This is a genomic window from Buttiauxella sp. B2, assembly GCF_006376615.1.
GTDB lineage: Bacteria > Pseudomonadota > Gammaproteobacteria > Enterobacterales > Enterobacteriaceae > Buttiauxella.
In genome coordinates, this window is the sequence record NZ_VEXQ01000010.1 from 34152 (window position 1) to 52719 (window position 18568).

16 protein-coding genes are annotated in these 18568 nt (G+C 48.5%); 10 read left to right on the top strand and 6 right to left on the bottom strand.

The genetic code is table 11. The annotated features are described in order from the left end of the window. The first annotated feature begins 4 nt into the window (after positions 1–4). From FH968_RS12810 to fimZ, 8 genes are all read left to right on the top strand, one after another. Positions 5–958: a carbohydrate kinase family protein gene (locus tag FH968_RS12810; RefSeq protein ID WP_139880083.1), complete on the top strand. Its 954-nt coding sequence runs from the start codon at positions 5–7 to the stop codon at positions 956–958. Further along, entirely contained in the window at positions 959–2047 is a 1089-nt protein-coding gene (locus tag FH968_RS12815) for an ABC transporter ATP-binding protein (protein ID WP_139880085.1), read from the top strand. It abuts the gene before it with no gap. A 100-nt stretch (positions 2048–2147) separates the two neighbouring features. Next, positions 2148–2492 carry an antibiotic biosynthesis monooxygenase gene (locus FH968_RS12820; protein ID WP_139880087.1) on the top strand — a complete coding sequence of 115 codons (345 nt, stop codon included), beginning with the start codon at positions 2148–2150 and terminating at the stop codon, positions 2490–2492. After that, positions 2485–3234: a sulfite exporter TauE/SafE family protein gene (locus FH968_RS12825; RefSeq protein ID WP_139880089.1), complete on the top strand. Its 750-nt coding sequence runs from the start codon at positions 2485–2487 to the stop codon at positions 3232–3234. Before FH968_RS12820 ends, FH968_RS12825 begins: the two co-directional genes overlap by 8 nt. 177 nt (positions 3235–3411) lie before the next feature. Then, positions 3412–4044 (top strand): helix-turn-helix transcriptional regulator, encoded by a 633-nt coding sequence (locus FH968_RS12830; RefSeq protein WP_255431506.1) that lies wholly within the window; start codon positions 3412–3414, stop codon positions 4042–4044. Between the two features lie 133 nt (positions 4045–4177). Then, complete coding sequence (gene fimW / locus FH968_RS12835) at positions 4178–4780, top strand: fimbria biosynthesis transcriptional regulator FimW (RefSeq protein WP_139880093.1); 603 nt, start codon at positions 4178–4180, stop codon at positions 4778–4780. A gap of 327 nt (positions 4781–5107) precedes the next feature. Continuing rightward, positions 5108–5815: a hypothetical protein gene (locus FH968_RS12840; protein WP_139880095.1), complete on the top strand. Its 708-nt coding sequence runs from the start codon at positions 5108–5110 to the stop codon at positions 5813–5815. Positions 5816–6426: 611 nt separating this feature from the next. After that, positions 6427–7059 carry a fimbria biosynthesis transcriptional regulator FimZ gene (fimZ, locus tag FH968_RS12845; protein WP_139880097.1) on the top strand — a complete coding sequence of 211 codons (633 nt, stop codon included), beginning with the start codon at positions 6427–6429 and terminating at the stop codon, positions 7057–7059. A 268-nt stretch (positions 7060–7327) separates the two neighbouring features. Here fimZ and sfmF read toward each other — a convergent pair whose 3' ends face one another. The 5 genes from sfmF to fimA form a co-directional block, all read right to left on the bottom strand. Further along, positions 7328–7810, bottom strand: coding sequence for a fimbria assembly protein (gene sfmF, locus FH968_RS12850; RefSeq protein WP_370451502.1), 483 nt, complete (start codon positions 7808–7810; stop codon positions 7328–7330). Between the two features lie 43 nt (positions 7811–7853). Then, entirely contained in the window at positions 7854–8858 is a 1005-nt protein-coding gene (gene fimH / locus FH968_RS12855) for a type 1 fimbria D-mannose specific adhesin FimH (protein WP_139880101.1), read from the bottom strand. Positions 8859–8886: 28 nt separating this feature from the next. Then, entirely contained in the window at positions 8887–11454 is a 2568-nt protein-coding gene (locus tag FH968_RS12860; protein ID WP_139880104.1) for a fimbrial biogenesis usher protein, read from the bottom strand. A gap of 26 nt (positions 11455–11480) precedes the next feature. Further along, the gene (fimC, locus tag FH968_RS12865) at positions 11481–12176 is read right to left on the bottom strand and encodes a type 1 fimbria chaperone FimC (RefSeq protein ID WP_139880106.1); all 696 of its coding nucleotides are present in this window, start codon (positions 12174–12176) and stop codon (positions 11481–11483) included. Positions 12177–12410: 234 nt separating this feature from the next. Then, positions 12411–12962, bottom strand: coding sequence for a type 1 fimbrial major subunit FimA (gene fimA, locus FH968_RS12870; RefSeq protein WP_139880108.1), 552 nt, complete (start codon positions 12960–12962; stop codon positions 12411–12413). Positions 12963–13532: 570 nt separating this feature from the next. Here fimA and FH968_RS12875 point away from each other — a divergent pair. Continuing rightward, positions 13533–15953, top strand: a complete 2421-nt coding sequence (locus FH968_RS12875; protein ID WP_139880110.1) for a DUF3772 domain-containing protein — start codon at positions 13533–13535, stop codon at positions 15951–15953. Positions 15954–16206: 253 nt separating this feature from the next. Further along, a complete protein-coding gene (locus FH968_RS12880; RefSeq protein WP_223271319.1) occupies positions 16207–16590 on the top strand; it encodes a hypothetical protein in 384 nt (127 codons plus the stop codon). Between the two features lie 39 nt (positions 16591–16629). Here FH968_RS12880 and FH968_RS12885 read toward each other — a convergent pair whose 3' ends face one another. Next, the gene (locus FH968_RS12885) at positions 16630–18429 is read right to left on the bottom strand and encodes a carbon starvation protein A (RefSeq protein WP_189389113.1); all 1800 of its coding nucleotides are present in this window, start codon (positions 18427–18429) and stop codon (positions 16630–16632) included. Positions 18430–18568 lie beyond the last annotated feature (139 nt).

Here is an 18568-nt window from a genome sequence, read left to right on the forward strand (position 1 = left end):
ACTTATGAAAGCAAAACCTGACACCCACACCACGCTGTATGTGGTGGGTAATATCAATGTCGATTTGATTATGAGCACATTGTACGAGTGGCCGAAAAAAGGTACTGAAGCGATGCTCGAAAGCAGTTCACTGCGCCCCGGTGGTTCCGCCGGAAACTGTGCGCTGGCGCTGGCGGCACTCGAATCGCCCTATCGTTTAGTCGCCAATCAGGGTAACGATCAGTTCACGGGTTGGCTGGCGAGCCTGTTTCCAGAAAGCGCACCGTACTGGCCAACGTACGATTGTGAAACATCACTCACTTTTGGTGTGACCCATCCCGACCACGAGCGCACGTTTTTCAGCAATCAGGGGCATATTGTTCGTCTATCTATGCAAGACGTTCTGGCGCAAGTGCCAGAAATGGCACAGCCCGGCGATTGGGTTTTGCTGTGCGGCACCTGGCTGTGTACCACATTGTATGCCGAATACCCGCAACTACTGGCAACGCTGAAACAGCGTGGATATCGGATTGCCGTTGATAGCGGCTGGCCGCCGGAAGACTGGAGCGATGCACTACGCGAGCAAGCGAACAAATGGCTAAAGTACTGCGATGCGCTGCTGCTCAATGAAGTCGAAACGCTCGGTTTTGCAAATGCAAAAACACTCGAATCCGCCGCAAAAAACCTGCTCGAACAAATGGCCGACAATGCTTTTTGCGTTGCCAAGTGTGGCCCCGATGGTGCGCGTCTGTGGGCAAAAGATCTTACGCTGTATCAGCAGGCCGAGCCGGTTGAGGTGGTGGATACCATCGGTGCCGGAGACAGTTTTAATGCCGGGTTTTTATCGGCACTGATTTATGGCCTACCACCTGCTACTGCGCTGCAATGGGGTGTGCGCGTTGCCGGTTGTGCAATAAGCAGTTCCCCGCGCCAATATCCTGACTGGCAATCGCTTTTTGGCCTTGTGGAGAAGATCTAAATGGCTCAGGTTGAACTGGTAAACGTCGCCAAAAAATACGGCAAAATGCAGGTACTAAAACCGCTGAACTTGACCATCAAAGACGGCAGTTTCACTGTACTGGTCGGCCCGTCAGGCTGTGGGAAATCCACATTGTTGCGTCTGCTGGCGGGGCTGGAAACACTTTCGGGCGGCGATATTTTGCTCGATAAACAGCAAATCAATAATTTCGATCCGGCCGATCGTGATATCGCGATGGTGTTCCAGAGTTACGCGCTGTACCCACACCTGACTGTCGCCGAAAATATGGCTTTCCACATGCAGGTGAAAAAAGTACCTAAAGCAGAGCAACAAGCCAAAGTCCAACAGGCGGCAAAAGTCCTGGGTATTGACCATCTGCTGAAACGCCTGCCAAAAGATTTGTCCGGCGGTCAGCGCCAACGTGTGGCGATGGGTCGTGCACTGGTGCGCAACCCGAAAGTATTTCTGTTTGATGAACCGCTCTCCAACCTCGACGCTCAACTGCGGATGGAACTGCGGGCGGAAATCAAATCACTGCATCAGCAGTTTCGAACCACCACTGTATATGTCACCCACGATCAGATTGAAGCGATGACCCTTGCCGATAACATCGTGGTAATGAAAGACGGATTCATCGTGCAACAGGGCGACCCACTGTCCATTTACGACCAACCGGTAAACACTTTTGTGGCACGGTTTATCGGCTCACCACCCATGAATTTGCTCAGCGGCGTGTTCAAAAATATCGACGACAAACCGGGCGTAAAATGCAATGAATTGTGGTTCCCCCTGCCGGATAAATGGGCGCGACAGGCGCAGCAATCCGAAGGTAAAGCGGTAACGCTTGGCCTGCGCCCGCATGATCTGAAGCCTGTGCTGCACAATACACAGCCCGCAGCAACGTTGCGCTTGTTGGAAGTGACCGGTGAAAGCAGCCTGCTGCACGTCGACTGGAACGGGTTCCCTCTTCATGTCCAGTTCACCGGGCGTGCCCGCGCCAGCTCAGATCAACCGCTGTATCTGGAAGCCAACAGCGAGGCGATTCACCTGTTTGATGCACAGACCGGGGAACGACTCACAGACACATGATCTTTTCTTATCACAAGTAGATAGGCACATTTCGTTCTACAACGAAGCATTAACATATTTGAGGGCTCATGCTGTTTGTTCATAGAAAAAGGAGCCCATTATGTTTGCTGTTATTTTTGAAGCCGAACCCTTTCCTGATTCCCGACAGCGTTATCTTGAGCTGGCTGCGGAGCTAAAACCTTTACTCGCCGATATCGAGGGATTCATCTCGATCGAACGTTTTCAAAGCTTGTCGCAGCCGGAAAAAATCCTTTCATTATCCTGGTGGCAAGATGAAGAAGCCGTGCTCAACTGGCGCCGACAGACCGAGCATCGTTCAGCCCAGCAAGAAGGTCGCGACAGTATATTCAGCCATTACCGGCTGCGGGTAACCTCAGTTGTCCGGGATTATAGTAAAACAGATCGCGGGCAGGCTCCGGTAAAGGATGATAACTGTCATGGCTGATGTTGATGTCTTTACAACGGCACTTATCGGTACCACTTTCCTGCTTGCAGGACTGGTTAAAGGTGTGACAGGAATGGGGCTTCCAACAGTAGCAATGGGTCTGTTGGGTTCCTTACTATCACCGGTTACCGCTGCAGGTATGCTGCTGTTACCTTCTTTTGTCACCAATATCTTTCAACTGGGAAGCGGCATAAATACGGCCACTCTTTTTCGTCGACTGTGGCCCATGTTGTTAATGGTTATTATTGCTACATTCTTTACCAGTGGCTGGATTGCGCAAGGCAATAGTTCCCACACACAGTTAGCACTGGGAATTGCCCTGATTATTTACGGGTTATGGACCCTCTCAGGCCGTATCTACTCTGTCACTTCCCATCGTGAAAAATATATCTCTCCGGTCATCGGGCTGATAACCGGCATGCTGACCGGTGGAACGGGCGTATTTGTTATGCCCGCGGTACCGTGGCTTCAGTCATTGGGATTGGATAAAGATGAACTCGTTCAGGCACTCGGTATATCCTTTACCTGTTCGACCTTTGCGCTTGCCGCTGGGTTATGGTGGAACGGGGCTTTTCAGACAAGTTCATTAGCAGCATCCAGCCTGGCGGTTCTACCTGCGCTGGCTGGGTTGTTTGCCGGGCAGAAGCTGCGAAATTTTATCTCCCCATTCATGTTCCGCCGCTGTTTCCTGGTCTGCCTTATTGCCCTGGGGGCTGAGATGGTGTTTCGAGCGGTACAGTGATAACCATATTTAACGGATTCTGGTAACGAATAAGTATGATAACGCCGTCGGTATTTCCCACCGGCGGCAAGCGCCAAACAAACTGTTGAGGTTCAGATGGCCTTACACCGCGAAAAAAATAATGAGTTACAGCACGTGTCACAACCGGAGGACCTGCTTGCTGCGACAGCAGCCTTAATGGCTGATAAATCACGAGCACGTATGCTATGTGCATTGATGGACGGACGAGCATGGACCGCAACTGAACTTGGGGCCGCTGCCGATGTTTCCCCTTCCACGGCAAGCGCCCATCTGGCTAAACTGGCCGACCAGCATTTCATTATTTGCCTTGCGCAAGGTCGTCATCGTTATTATCGACTGGCTAACGCGGCTATCGCCGAATTGCTTGAAAAGTTGATGGGTGTTTCGTTCACAGGCCTTTACTCGCAACGAGTTACCACACCCAATTATCTTCGCCATGCCAGAACCTGTTATGACCATCTTGCCGGAGAGGTCGCGGTCGACCTGTATTCTCAGCTAATGCAGCGTGAATGGCTAAACGAAGAAGAATCTGGGCTTACACCTGAGGGCAAAAAAACGTTTGCTGCTCTGGGAATATGTACGGAGTCTGAAACATCACGACGCAAGTTCTGTTGCCCCTGCCTTGACTGGAGCCAACGGCGATTTCATCTGGGAGGTGCGCTTGGCGCATCTTTATTGACTCACTTTACGCTGCAAGAATGGATCGAAAAGGAACCAGGCAGCCGCAGTGTACGTATCACAATTAGAGGCTATAAGGCGCTAAAGCAGCATTTTGGTCTCAGATATTGAATATTAAAAAAGCCAGGAAAACACCTGGCTATGACTCATCCTCAGCGACTTATTAATTAGGCCGCAGGTTATTTAATCCCCGTTATTATTTTATTATGATCACTTTCTGATCTATTTCCCCAGGAAGGTCTTCATGCTTACCGTTGCAATACGAGAAAAAAACAGCCACTTTGTTCATGGTATAAAAATTATTGTTGAGCAAATTTGCAAACAACGACACGAACCATTTCGCTTTTTATCACCAGAGCATCATAATATAGCGGATATTGTCTTTATGGCGCTGGATGATAATTGGGTAACTGCAGATTGCTATAAAATGCCCAAAGCAACAAAATCCCAACGTATTATTCTTATTTGCTGTAAAAATGAACATCAGAGGCTGATGTTCCGCCCTTGCCTGTATCTGCTTCCCGTTATTTACAGGGAAGAAGAAGTTGACGAAATTACCCGCAAAATAATGCACTGGACAGAACCGACAAGACGAGGAAAGAACACGGTTGCCGTACCCAACAGCATTTGCCGTTACTGCACTACCCGCAGCTTTTCGGTGACCGAACGAGCATTACTCAAGCACATTGCCAGCGGTAATTCCTTAGAAAACTCAGCGTGGATGATGAATATTGATGAAGATACTGCAAAATTATATCGCAAGTCGATTATGAGAAAACTTCGAATTAGCAATCAGAACGAATTAATAAATTTCATAAGAACCAACCTGTTTTTCTTAATAAATTAGCCACTCTCTTTTACATCATTGTTATTGAACTGATGTTTTTAAATGACTATCCTTCCTGGCTTATCATATTTCTTAAGAAATTCCTTATGCTCGCTTAAGCCAATCCTAATACCCAATACGCTAACTTTCTGCCAGGATGTATTGCTACGATATAGTCAGAAACTGTAAACATGCAGTTTCTGATTAACCTGAAGTTAACCGCACCTCTATTCCAGTATTCACTTATACTGTTAGCGAACAATATGGATATAAATTCTGATTCAACATTAATTCAGGTCTTAATGAACGTGGATACTTGCTTCGTTCTTTTGGCGGGTGAGTAAGCTTTTGTATATAGCCGCACGCAAACGAAGATATCGCCGTATCAGCAATGGCAACCCTGCCAATTCGCACGGCACAACTGTACCTCTGGTCTTCGACCGCCTTGAGTTCCTGCAACTACAAATCCATGCAAAGCATTTGGGTGAATCGCTCGATATGGTTCTTGTCACTAACGACAGCTATCTGTCTCTGGCGTTGACTCAGTACCTTTTTAAGCATCAGCGCACCCGCGTTTGTACTTTACTCACAGAGATGGAGAATTTTCTTGTACAAAGCCCCTTACCGAAGATTCTCATCGATCTTGACGGCGTAAACGAACCCATTATTCACATACTGGATACGACAAGGCGGTGGCAGAAAACTTGCCCCAGACTCAATATTACCCTGCTCACCGCTTGCAGATGCACACACACCACCAACCTTCTCAAAGCAGCGTCATCCTCACCCGTGGTAGAACGACGGCAGGCTGTCAGCGAACTGCGTCATTTGCTGGTGCATAAAAAGAATTTGCGAGAGTGTTCTCCTGTTCCACTTTCTAACCGGGAATGGCACATTCTTCTGAAGGTGACTGAAGGGGATTCGTTGAAAACCATTGCGACATCATTAAAGAAACCCTATCACTATGTGGTTTATACGGTAGGCAAAATTAACGCCAGGATTGGGCTCGACAACAACAAAGCGCTTATACATCTATTAAATAAATTATCTTTGTAACAACGGAAAAAGAGTAATGGTACTAACCTACTGACTTTCGAGTGAAAGCTAAGAAATTACTTATTTTCAATGTTTCTATTTTGTTAAAATAGATCAAGTTGTTAACAATTATAACTATTCCTGGAATACCCCATTTCCGCAAAATACGCCACGCACCCCCGCATAACTCATGCGATTCGTCCAAAATCAGTATAACAAATAATAAACATTTGATAGTTCGCACTGTTCTTTATATTTAAAACAAACTTTTTTGCCAAACATTTAACTTAACACAGAGGCATTATCCAAATAACAAATAATTAACCTAATCAATCAGAATTTGATCGCAGAATCATTACCCTTAGTTATCTGCAGCCTTTCTCTGAAATAATATGGCTGTATAATCAAACGACCCATTCAGCCAATAAGAAAACATTCGCTCATCTGATTAAATAGTTTTTCGACTACATATTAAAATATTAGAAACACTGATCATTTAAAGGACGATTTAAATTTCAAGGGAGCACTCTGCATACATAATAAAATACTCGCCAGTTAAACATTTTATCACTTTCGCAATCTGCAACTGTGCGCCAATGCAATGTGTTCCTCAAAAATTCCAAGGCAAAAATATGAAACCTGCATCCGTAATTATTATGGACGAACACCCTATTGTCAGAATGTCAATCGAAGTACTGTTACAGAAAAATAAGAATATTGAAGTTGTTTTGAAAACTGACAATGGCCGAGAGGTCATTAACTATATGCGCAATCATCCGGTAGATTTGGTGATTCTTGACATTGAACTCCCCACTACAGACGGGTTCACTTTATTGAAAAGAATCAAAAACATACAAGAGAAAACTCGAATACTATTTTTATCATCTAAGTCGGAAAGGTTCTATGCGGGCCGCGCCATTCAGGCAGGTGCAAATGGGTTTGTCAGCAAAAGAAAGGAACAGGAAGATATCTATAAGGCAGTCGAAATGCTGCTTTCCGGATATTCATTTTTCCCCTCTGAAACTCTGGAATTCATCAGCAACCCGACATCACGTAAAGGTGCAACTGATGATACGCCATTGTCTAATCGTGAAATAACGGTATTACGCTATCTGGCTAATGGCCTTTCCAACAAAGAAATAGCCGAGCAACTTTTACTGAGTAACAAGACAATTAGCGCTCATAAATCCAATATATTTTCAAAGCTACATGTAAGCTCTATTGTTGAGCTCATCGACTATGCTCGCGTGAAAGAATTATTATAGACACGGATCACAGATTGAAATAAAAAAATGGAAATCATAATCCTGTTTTCAATCTGTATAAGATTCATCCTGTATGCACCAATATAATTTGAGTTACGGGTAGAGAGTAAGAAAATGTCAAATTTGCCGGGAGCAGATTTGAATGCGACTTGCAGCGGCCCCAAAAGGGTCAGGTCCAGGGATGGGCCTGGAAATCTTCAGACCTTACTTTAATAAGTGACTGAAGAGTATGCCTGAAGCCAATACCCCGCTGCCTGATGTACGACGGCTAGTAGTAATTAATCATAAAAGTAGCATCTGCGTTAGCCTGCCCAGGTTGTGGGTTATCGGCCAGAGCGATGTAGTTGGCAAAAAACGTTAATACTGCATTACCGTTCGCATCAACAGCCACGTCCTGACTCGCTTGCTCGAGCGGCAACTGAGTTTTATCTTTATCTCGCAACTCGACGGCCACATTGGTTGCACCGCTGCTGTCATTTAGTGCCAGCAGCCCTGGATTGCCACTGGCCTGCTTACCAGAAAACGTTATTGAAGCAGCCCCAGGCGGACAACCATTGAGTTTTAGCGTGAACGGCATACTTTGTGTGGTGCTACCTGCGGTGCGCAACTGCTTAATTGGCCACGTACCTAACTGCACCGTTTTATTTTCATCGGCGGTTTCCACATAACAGCTGAAATCCACCACATTGCCGCGCAGTTCAATATTGATTTCACCCAGAGGAGAGTCGGCCTGCGCCTGGCTCATCATCATTCCTGCAGACAGCAAAATCAGCAGCCTGTTGCAGCACCTTTGCTTAGTCATAGTCCACCCGTAAATAACCCCGCGCACTAAACGGGCCTTCCGCTGGTTTGTTCCCGGTGACGCTCACCGGCCAGGCGCGAATACCCACTTGCGCCGCTGCGGCATCATCAAGACTGAACTGGATTTTACTGTTCAAATTATTGGGCGTAAGTGGAAATCCGTTGTGATCAGAGATCATAAACCCCAGATCGTTATTGTTGGATACCATCATATTACCGGACACTTTTTCGGCCTCCAGACGCAGAGTGAGATACGCTTGCGCCGCCACGTTGGTGCATTTAATCGCCACCGTCTTACTCTGCGGCGTCACGCTCTGCGGGCGATTCCCCGCCCCTGCCTGGCTAAACAGCGCCGCACCGATATCACCAAAATCAAACTCGACGATTTGCCCGGCGTTGATTTCACAGGTTTGCGGCACTTCCACCTTGCCGCTGTAGCTAATGGTATAAACCGGCGTGGTCAGCGGATCGCTATTGCGCGTGGTGACATACACCGTAAACATCGTCTGCTTAGGGATCGGCACCATATTGATAAAACGCCGCGTCACCTTGAGTTTGAAAATCAGCTTTGAGTCATTCACCGGGAAAGGCTGCTGCTTTGATACGTTGGGGTGATTGCCCATTTGAATGTAGTTCTTCGGCGGGAAAAACTGCCCGGCGTAGCTATCGGTAATACTCATCGCCCCTTGCAGATACTCATTGATGGTCATGTACTGATAACCGCTGATAACATCCTGCACCGGCAAACTGCTGACGTAGCTGCGCATCGTGGTGTTGCCGGAAGTCCCGGACGGACAGGTAGCATTAACCCCAACCCAGCCTGATTTTTCCGCCAGCGTGACGATTTGCCCGACGTTATTATTGGCGCTGGTGAACACGTTCGACAGATCGTAGGTTATTTCGGTCGGCACGCCGTTAGAGTTACGGCAAACCGTGGCAAAAGCGGGGGCCGCGCAAATGAGTAGCGTGGCTCCGGCGAAATAAGTCATCAATTTCATAAATAGATTCCTGAATCGTGCGGCAAAGCTAAGAACAAGTGGCAGACGCCATCACGACAGCCTGTTTCAGGCTCTCCTTCGGCAGCGAGTAAGGGGCAAAACACTGTGAGCCTTTGCCGTCGCCCCACTGGATAAGCAGCTTGCCTTCCAGCGGTAAACCACTCAGATAGATTTGGCCTTCATCACCAGCCATACTGGTTGCCCCGCTGGTTTCTTCGCGCACCACAGAGCCAAACGGCACGGCTCGCCCACTACGTGTCACGGTGATAATGGCCCGCACGCCGATACGCGCTTTGAATTCCGCCCGCACCAACGCACCTTCAGTCGGCACCACGCTGCTGACGTTATTTTCAATGTCGGTATGGTTATCCATTGAGTTGGTATCCAGGGCGATGCGGTTATAGCGATAAACCGCGGCATAAGGCATGACGGCATAACCCCGCCAGTCGGTTTTCACACCAGTCTGATTTTCGACGTTAACACCGCTGGCACCCGGTGCTTTGATAAGCACATTGGTGTCCCCAAGTGGCTGGCTAAAGGTGATGCCATCGGCATGACCCACCACCCCACCCGATGCCTGCCAGTTGTAATCGTGTTGGTCACGGTCATAGTTGTAACCCAGCCCCAATGTGCCGTAAGTGGCCTGCCAGGTCGCATTCGCGCTACCGCTGTAGCCATTACTGTCGCTGTGGCCCTGAGTCACGCTGTAATTGAGGTTGCGGCCCTCAAGCAACGTGCCGCCAATCCCAGTTTGCAGGGTGCTGTCGCCATCAGAGTTGCTACTTGCAGCAAAGGTGGCATAGGCACGATCGATAGTGCTGGTGCGGGAATAACCGTGGCCCAGCAATGTGCTAAACGGCACCGAGAGGTTAAATGCCACGATGCGATCATTTTCAGAAATACCGACCGATTTACTCCACGACATCGAAAGCGAATAGCTAATACCGCGCCAACCGCTGGCGTAACCGGCCTGGTACCACGTGTTGTTTTCGCTCGTTTCCCAATAGGTTTGCTGGCTGCCGGAAACATAGAGCGAGCCATAGTCGCCAAGTGATTGAGAAATGTTAATCTGGAAACGTCCCCGCTTGCTGTTATGCAAGTTGTGATAGCTCTGCACGACTGGTTCAGCGTTGTGATTCCCCTGGTCGTCGGGTGCGTACTCGTAACCTTCGATATCTTTGTAAGCCACTTCATCCAACGTATAGAACCCGCGCGTTGAGTAACGGTAGCCAAGCAGTTGGAAGTTGGTGCCGTACCCGCTCAGAGATTTGGCGTACAGAAAACGCAGTGATTGGCCCTGATGCTCGCTGTCATCGGCCAGTTTGCTGTGAGCGTGCGTGACATCAAGCGAAATCGCGCCCCACTCACCCAGGTTTTTACCCGCGCCAAGCGCGACTGACGTATAACGTTCAGCAAGTTGCGTACCACCATAAGCGGTATAGCCATTGGGTAAACCGGCAATTAGGGTGCCTTGGGTAAAGAATGGAGTGTCTTGTTGATCGCTACCGCTACGGAAATCTCCGACAACCAGGTCGTATTTCAGCCGCCCTTCACGCTGCAATAGCGGAACGGTGGAATACGGCACGGTGTATTTTTGCTGCGTGCCATCTTTTTCTTCCAACGTAACGTCAAGATCACCGCTTGAAGATGTCGGATTCAGATCGCTAATAGTGAAAGCACCAGGCGACACATAACTCTGGTAAATCACAAAACTGTTCTGGCGAATGGTGATTTTGGCGTTGGTGCGGGCAATACCGCGAACTGTTGGCGCGTAACCTTGCAGGCTATCCGGGTACATACTGTCTGCCGAATAAAGCCGTGCACCTCGGAAACCGAGGCTATCGAACACGTCGCTGCCGGTGTTGCTGTCGCCCATCACCCATTCACTTTTGAGCGGAATAATTGTCCGCTGTGCGTAAGTGCTGATGTTGTTCCAGCTATTGGTGTGGTAGCCATCACCGCGAGTGTAGTTCCAGGCACCACTGTTGCGCAGCCGCCACGGCCCATAGTTCAAACCACTTTGCAGACTGAGATAATAGTTATCGTCGCCGCTGCCACGGTTACCCGTAAAGTTGTAATTAACCAGTGCCGCAGGGATCCCTTCGTCCCATTCCTGTGGGGGAATATAGCCGCGTGCGCTGTTGAGCAAAGAGGCTTGCGGCAGGCTAATATCCAGGCGAAGTTTGGCAAAATCAAACGTGGTTTCTGAGTCCGGAATCATATCAGCCAGCGGTACGCATTCCCCTTGCTTAAACTTCGCAAGACTGGGATAGGCAAGCATGTTCAGGCCAAGGCGTTTTAGCCAATCAACATCCAGGCACGGTACAAGACCACTTGATGTCGCCTTACCGGCCGCCTTATCGCTTGCCATAAAACGAATATCCTGGGTGGTGATAAATTCACCGTTACGCCAGATGTCCACGCGATATTCGCCTGGAGCCTGATGGCTCCCTTTTTCAAAACGCGATAAGTCTGCAACGGAGGCGTCTTCTTCCGACAAAAAACCGGGGTTAAAGTAGCTTGCTCCTAAGCTTATCCCAGGCCAAAGCACTGCCATTATCATCGCCACAAGCGGAGTGACTGACTTGTTGTTCATTTGCCAGATTTCCTTTTGGTACCGCTTTACTGCATCACGCCAGCTTGCACAGGCGTTACCGCACCATAATCATTCACATTCTGGAAAGAAATAGCTCCTCTCACTCCTGCCGGAACGGGCACCTTTGATTCACTTTTTGGTGCAACCATTGTGTTGGCCAGCTTCTCCTTGCCGACTTTCAGATTGACCACGGTGACGTAGTACGCAGAAGGGTTGTGAATGCTTAGAGAGCTACTGTTGCGGCTAAAGCGCAGTTGTTTAAATGCCTCTTCTGGCTGCATTTGCAGGTTTTTAGGGCGCACAAACAACTTGATGCGTGACAGGATCGCCAGTTGCAGCACGTTACTGCCGTCAAGACTGTCTTTATCAACCGACGGAATCGCTTTTACATTCATCCAGAAAATGGATTCGCGGTCAGACGGTAACGGTGGGCCTGCGTAAATAATACGCAGCGTGTTTTCGCTTTTAGGTTCGCTGACGAACAACGGGGGGGTCACGATAAAACTCTTGTCTCTTGCACCGAGATTATTCTCAATCCATGAGTTAACCAGATAGCGTTCTTTGCCGTCGCTATTATTAATAGAGAGCGATGTTTGTTTAGCATCGGCAGGATAAACAACCCGCGTAGCACCCAGAGCGATTCCCCCACTGGCTTGCACACTAAAAGATGTCATTAAAAGGCTCAGCACTATGCCCATGCCTGATTTAAATAAATTATTCATCACGAGATACCATTATTATAGTCATTCTTAATACCCTGGGATATATAAGTACAAAGTAAACACCATGATTAACACCCCAAATATCATGCGTTGCATTGGGGATAATTAATCTCTATTCGCTATCAAATGACGAGCGGTATTTTCCTTATCATTGTCGCCTTCCAAATCACCTTCCGAGGGTTAACATCTGGTCAGCCCCGTCCGTGGAGCTGTGGTCATCCTTGTACTATTCGATTATTCGTATTTCATCACGAAAGTGGCGTCAGCGTTGGCCTGGCCTGCCGTTGCGACCGCAGCTGTTGCTTTATAGCGTGCGGTAAATGGCAAAGTATTGGTGCCATTAATCAAAGTTTGTGCTGTTGAGAATGTAGTGCCGTCAGGCTTCAGTACTTTAGACGCACTATCAAGAATTTCGATACCTACACCTGTAGCTGTGGTGCTGTTATCGCTAGAGTTAATTGACAGTAGCGTTGGGTCAGTTAAATCAGTCTGCCCGGAGAAAGAGACTGACGCCATGGTTGAGACGTCTGTATCACAGTCGTTCAGAACGATGGTGAAAGGGATCTGAGCTGAAGTGTCACCTACTTTAGTGAAAGCCGCAGTACGATATTGACCCAGTTTCACAGTCTGGTCAGAAGACTGCGAGCTTACAGTACAAGCTGCATTAACCAGTTCACCTTTAAAGTGAATAGTACCGCCATTGACAGTAACCGGATCTGCATGTGCCGCACTGCTGACTAATGCAATACCAGCAATTAAAGATAAAGTGATTTTGCTGAATTTCATGGGTATTCCTTCATTATTAATGATGCGTTCGAATAATGCATCCTTCATTATTCTGGCTGAAACAATAGAGTCATAAACAGACCTTGCCACTCCCCTATCCTTGTGGAGATATTAAATTATCTTTGATAGTGATGAATAAATATCATTGCCAAAAACACTATCTTTAGACCTGAATACTTTAAGAGCAATTTAAGTTAAATAATATATGTGAAGTCTTTATCTTGCCTAGGCAATGTCTTAATAAGCACTAAGAAAACACTTGATATTTTATTCCCGCCATACTTCTAACTTCATATTTTTAGCTGCGCAAGCACCCTTGCTCCATAGAATATCGATAGATATTTACATCAAATAATTCGAGCTGCAGGCAGGCGGCCTGGGAACTTATCTCGAGGAACTTATCTGAACAAATGATGGGGGTAAGTGAGTGCCCCTGCAGTTCGAGGTATCACGGGTAGCGGAAACACAGATAAACAGATAAAACCTGGTACACTCTTCATGGATAACAGATATTCTTAGCATATTGTTCTTACGCCGTTACTTTATTGATTTCCAGGATAGATCCTGACTATGCAAAAATTATTAAGATTGCCGCTACTACTGGCATTGTTGTCTTGCTTGATGATGACACCTTTACTGTCTCATGCGGATGAACCTACAGGGCAATCGGCCACTGAAGAGCCCGCTAAGGTGAATGCCACTACCGCTCTGCCTGCACTGCAAAAGCGGCTGGACTCACTCAAGCAGCGTGTATCAACAGCAAAAACTGATAAGCAATTCACCAGCCTTAACGATGATTCTCAAAAACTGGTGACTGAAGCCGATAAGCTTGCTCTCGCTCTGGCCCCGCAATTAACCCAGGTTCAGGCGCAACTGGATGTCCTTGGGCCACCTCCGGCGCCGGGCACACTTGCGGAAACCCCACAAGTTGTCAGCCAGCGTAAGCAGTTGAACAGCAGTAAGGCCTTGCTTACGACGCAAATCGAACAAACCAAAGCCATTTCCATTGGCGCCCAGAACCTGTCTTCACAAATTTACGGGTTACGTCGTGAAGCGCTGAAAACACAAATCGCCCTGAACACTGGCAGTATTCTTGGCGAGAAATTCTGGTCACCGGTGTTTGATCACAACGATAACGATGCCGCACGCTTTAGCGAATTTGGCACACAAGTTAGCGACGCCTGGAATCAAGCCTGGAGTGACGACTGGCGTTGGGGCACCGGTATCTATCTGCTTTTAGCGCTAGGGGTTGGGCTGTTTGGCCGCTATGGGCTGGATAAACCCATGAACTGGGTTCTGCCTCGCTGGTTGCCGCAAGGGCGTTTTCGCCGTAGCTTCCTCGCCTGTTTCACCACTTTAAGTACCACCCTAACTCTGGGTATCAGCGTGCAGTTGCTGTGCTTTACCTTCACGCGCCTGCCCGATACTTCGCAATGGGTGAATGAATTCGCCGAACAGTTGATCGAGCTGACTTATTTTTCAGCGGTGATTGCTGGCCTTGGTATTGCTTTGCTCTCTAATAGCCATCCTACCTGGCGTCTGCCAGGGATTGCCGATCCGCTGGCAAAAACGCTGGGCTCGTTCCCCATTTTGCTGGCCACGTTCATCTTTATCTTCGGCATTATTGAGCAGCTAAACGCGCTGGTAGGTGCGAGTTTAGACGCCACATTGTTTGGCAACGGACTCGCGGCTTTACTGGTTGCGCTCAATTGTCTGATTGCACCGATTCGCGTCAACCGAATACGCCGTCAGATGCTTTCTGACGGTGAGCACACGGAGGCCCGTTCAACGGTTGCAGGTCTGATTCACCTGGTCATCAGCCTCACGGCCTTCGTTATCCTGCTGGCATTACTAATTGGTTACATTCCGTTAGCCCGCTTCGTCACCTTCGAACTGCTGTGGATAGGACTGGTGATTTGCAGCCTGTATCTGCTGATTCATTTCGTGGTGGATTTATGCGAAGCAATATTCTCACCCACCACTCACAGCGGAAAAATCCTCAAAAGCACGCTGAGCCTGAATGACCGCCATTTGTCACTCGCCGCAACGCTATTTTCAGCCGTGGGGAAAACGTCTCTATTAGTGATGGCGGCAGTCGCGCTGCTTAACGGTACTTTCGGCACCACCACTCCGATGGAATTGCTGACTAAAATTGCCGAGATGTGGGGAGGAAAAGGCCTCGAGGAGATGAAATTCATCCCCGCACATGCTCTTAACGCGATGCTGTGTCTGGTGATTGGCTGGTATGTGCTGCGTTCCACACGCCGCTGGCTGGATAATGAATTCCTGCCAAAAACCATGATGGACCGTGGCCTGCGCGCGTCGCTTGTAACGCTGTTCACCAACGTTGGCTATGTACTGATTATCATGTTGACACTGTCGATGCTCGGCATTGAATGGGACAAACTGGCATGGATAGTCAGCGCCTTGTCGGTCGGTATCGGTTTTGGCTTGCAGGAAATTGTGAAGAACTTTATCTCCGGTTTGATTCTGTTGACTGAACGGCCGGTAAAAGTGGGCGACCTGGTGAGTATCAGCGGCGTCGAAGGTGATATTCGCCGCATCAACGTGCGCGCCACTGAGATTCAACTAGGTGATAAATCGACGGTTATTGTGCCGAACTCGCAGCTAATCTCGCAAAACGTGCGTAACGCTACGATGGGGAATGCGCAAGGTGTGGCGACGATTGCGCTTACGTTCCCATTAGATATCGACCCTGAACAGGTACGCAATTTACTGCTCGAAGCGTACAACCTGCATGAATCTATTCTGGAAACACCATCACCGTCGGTCAGCTTCAAAGAACTGGGGCCGACCGGGATTGTGCTGAGCGTGACAGGTTATGTGAACAGCCCGCGTATGGTGAGTTCGACCCGCAGCGATCTGCTCTACGAGATTCTTAAAATGCTCCGTGCGCAAGGAATTAGCCTGAGCCAGACGCAAACCATGATCCTTGAACAGCCTGTGAATAAAACCGTAGCTGAGGAATAACAGCCAGAGCCACGGTTGAAATAGATCGTGGCTCGCGCCTCACTTCGAATGAAAGCTGAAAAAGGTCATCTGAAGGGCTACGCCTGTTAGAAATAATTATTAGGAATAATTACCAAGTAACACATTCAGCAAATTGATTTATGTCAACATCAGTATCTCTCCCCAAAAGCATTATCTCGCCTGGAAAACATTCCACTTCTTATAGTACCGACAAGGTATTAATAAGCAGTGCTATTCAACTATAAGAGAGTTTATGATGAGCAAATTAAAAGCGATCGCACTGGTGCTGGGCTTGGTTGCCTTTTCTGCTAGTGCTGCACTGCCACTGTTTAATGGTGCTGGTTCCCCGGGCGACGTGCATATTGATGCGGGTGGTCCTGTTTACCTGAATGGTAAAGAGATGAAACTGAAGATAATTAATGACAACTATTATGAAGCCACCGGCCAGGGTGTGACACTTTCCATCGCTGTTTCACCAGACGGCAGTGCTAGTGTTAGCTGGACTGGCAAGAAACGCGCGCACGGCGAAATCCTTTCAGCGGCTGAAAAAGCAAGCATGGCAAAGGGGCCATCTGGCCGTGAACTGGATTGCAGCCGTAAAGATCTGACTAACGCCGAAATTAAGGCCTGCCAATAAAAAAGGCCGGTCAGGGATGACCAGCCTTCTGCGTAGTTATCAGGAAAGTAATTCGATAGGCTCATCATTCCCGCGAGCACGCCACAGCACAAACCAGCGTTGAATCGACGCAATCATAATAACCAGACCCAGCGCCACCATTACAATCGAAATCGTCCCGTTGAAAATGTTGAAACCTTTCGCCGCGCTATTGAAGTAGACGTTTTTTACCATCCAGTAAGCTGCGTAGTTCACCGTCACGTACAGATAAGACAGCGGTACCAGGCAAGTCAGCACATACCAGCGTTTTTCAGACATGCGCAAAATGATAGTCGCACCAATCATCAGGCCGATGGATGCCATTAACTGGTTGGATACACCAAACAATGCCCACACCGAGTTGATGTCGCCCGAATTCAGCAGATAACCCCACAGCAAGCAGGCCACGATACTGCAACCAATTGCGCCCGGCATCCAGTTAGTGCGTTTTAACGGAGCCCAGATATCGCCAAGGAAATCTTGCAGCAAGTAACGTGCAACACGAGTACCGGAATCCACCGCAGTCAGAATAAATACCGCTTCAAACATCACCACAAACTGGAAGAAATAGGATGCCAGGTGGCTGAACCACGGAATACGGGTAAAGATATCCGCCATACCAACTGCCAGCGTCACTGCCCCACCGGTACGACCATAAAGATCAAGGCCGATAGATTCGCTAAGTTGCGGTAAATTCACAACATTCATACCCAGACCTGCAAACACTTCAGGTGAGGAGTTAATGGCGAAGTAATCCGCTGGATGCAGCGCGGTTGCAGCGATCAACGCCATCACACCGACTACACATTCAGCAAGCATGGCACCGAAAGCAACCGGCAGAATATCGTTCCATTTGTCGATTTGCTTCGGCGTTGTGCCGGAACCGATAAAGGCGTGGAAACCAGAAATTGCACCACAAGCAATGGTGATAGAGATAAACGGCCAAACTGGGCCAGCCAGCACAGGGCCATTACCGTGGATAAACTCTGTCACCGCCGGGAACTGGATTTCCGGGTTGATGAACACCACGCCAACCACCAGCGCACCGAATACGCCAATCTTCATAAAGCTGGAAAGATAGCCGCGCGGGGTCAACAACATCCAGACTGGCAGCGCCGTTGCGAAGAATGCATAGAACGGCAACACCAGGCTAACCGTGGAGGCACGCAGGCTCAACCATTCACCAAATGAAGATTCCTGGATATACGGACCGATTATCACGCAGGCAAAAATCACGATAATACCGACCCAAGTTGCACCACGCATACTACCGGTAAAACGCTCCCACAGGCCGACGCAAATCGCCACAGGAATGGTCATGAAGACCGCAAAGGTGCCCCACGGGTTACGTTCAAGCGCGTGAACCACCACCATCGACAAACCCGCCATGGTGATGGTGATGATGAACAGCATCGCAAGACCAGTACACCAGCCAGCAACAGGGCCGAGCTCCGCTTTTGCCACTTCTGAAAGTGACTTACCACGGTGTTTCATGGATGCGAACAGCACTACGGTGTCGTGTACCGCACCGCCTACCACACAGCCAATCAACAGCCATAAAAAGCTAGGCAGATAACCGTATTGTGCCGCCAGTACCGGGCCAACCAATGGGCCTGCGGCAGCAATTGCGGCAAAGTGGCTGCCAAAGTTAACCCATTTTTTAGTCGGGACGTAGTCTTTGCCGTCCTCAAGAACATGCGACGGTGTAATTTCTGAGTCATCGGCATTCAGAACTTTACGGACAAAGAACACCCCGTAAAGGCGATAGCAGATGGCAAGAATACACAGAGTCGCGATAACAAAAGTTAGTGCGTGTTGCATAACCCACTCCAGAGCCATAGATAAAAAGTTCAGCGCTATGCTGGCATGGGTTTGGTAATCAATAAGCAGGAGTTTTAGTGAGCGGTCAAATGGGGAGTTAAGTGGTTAGATAGCTGGGGTGAGTGGTTTGAGGCAGTTA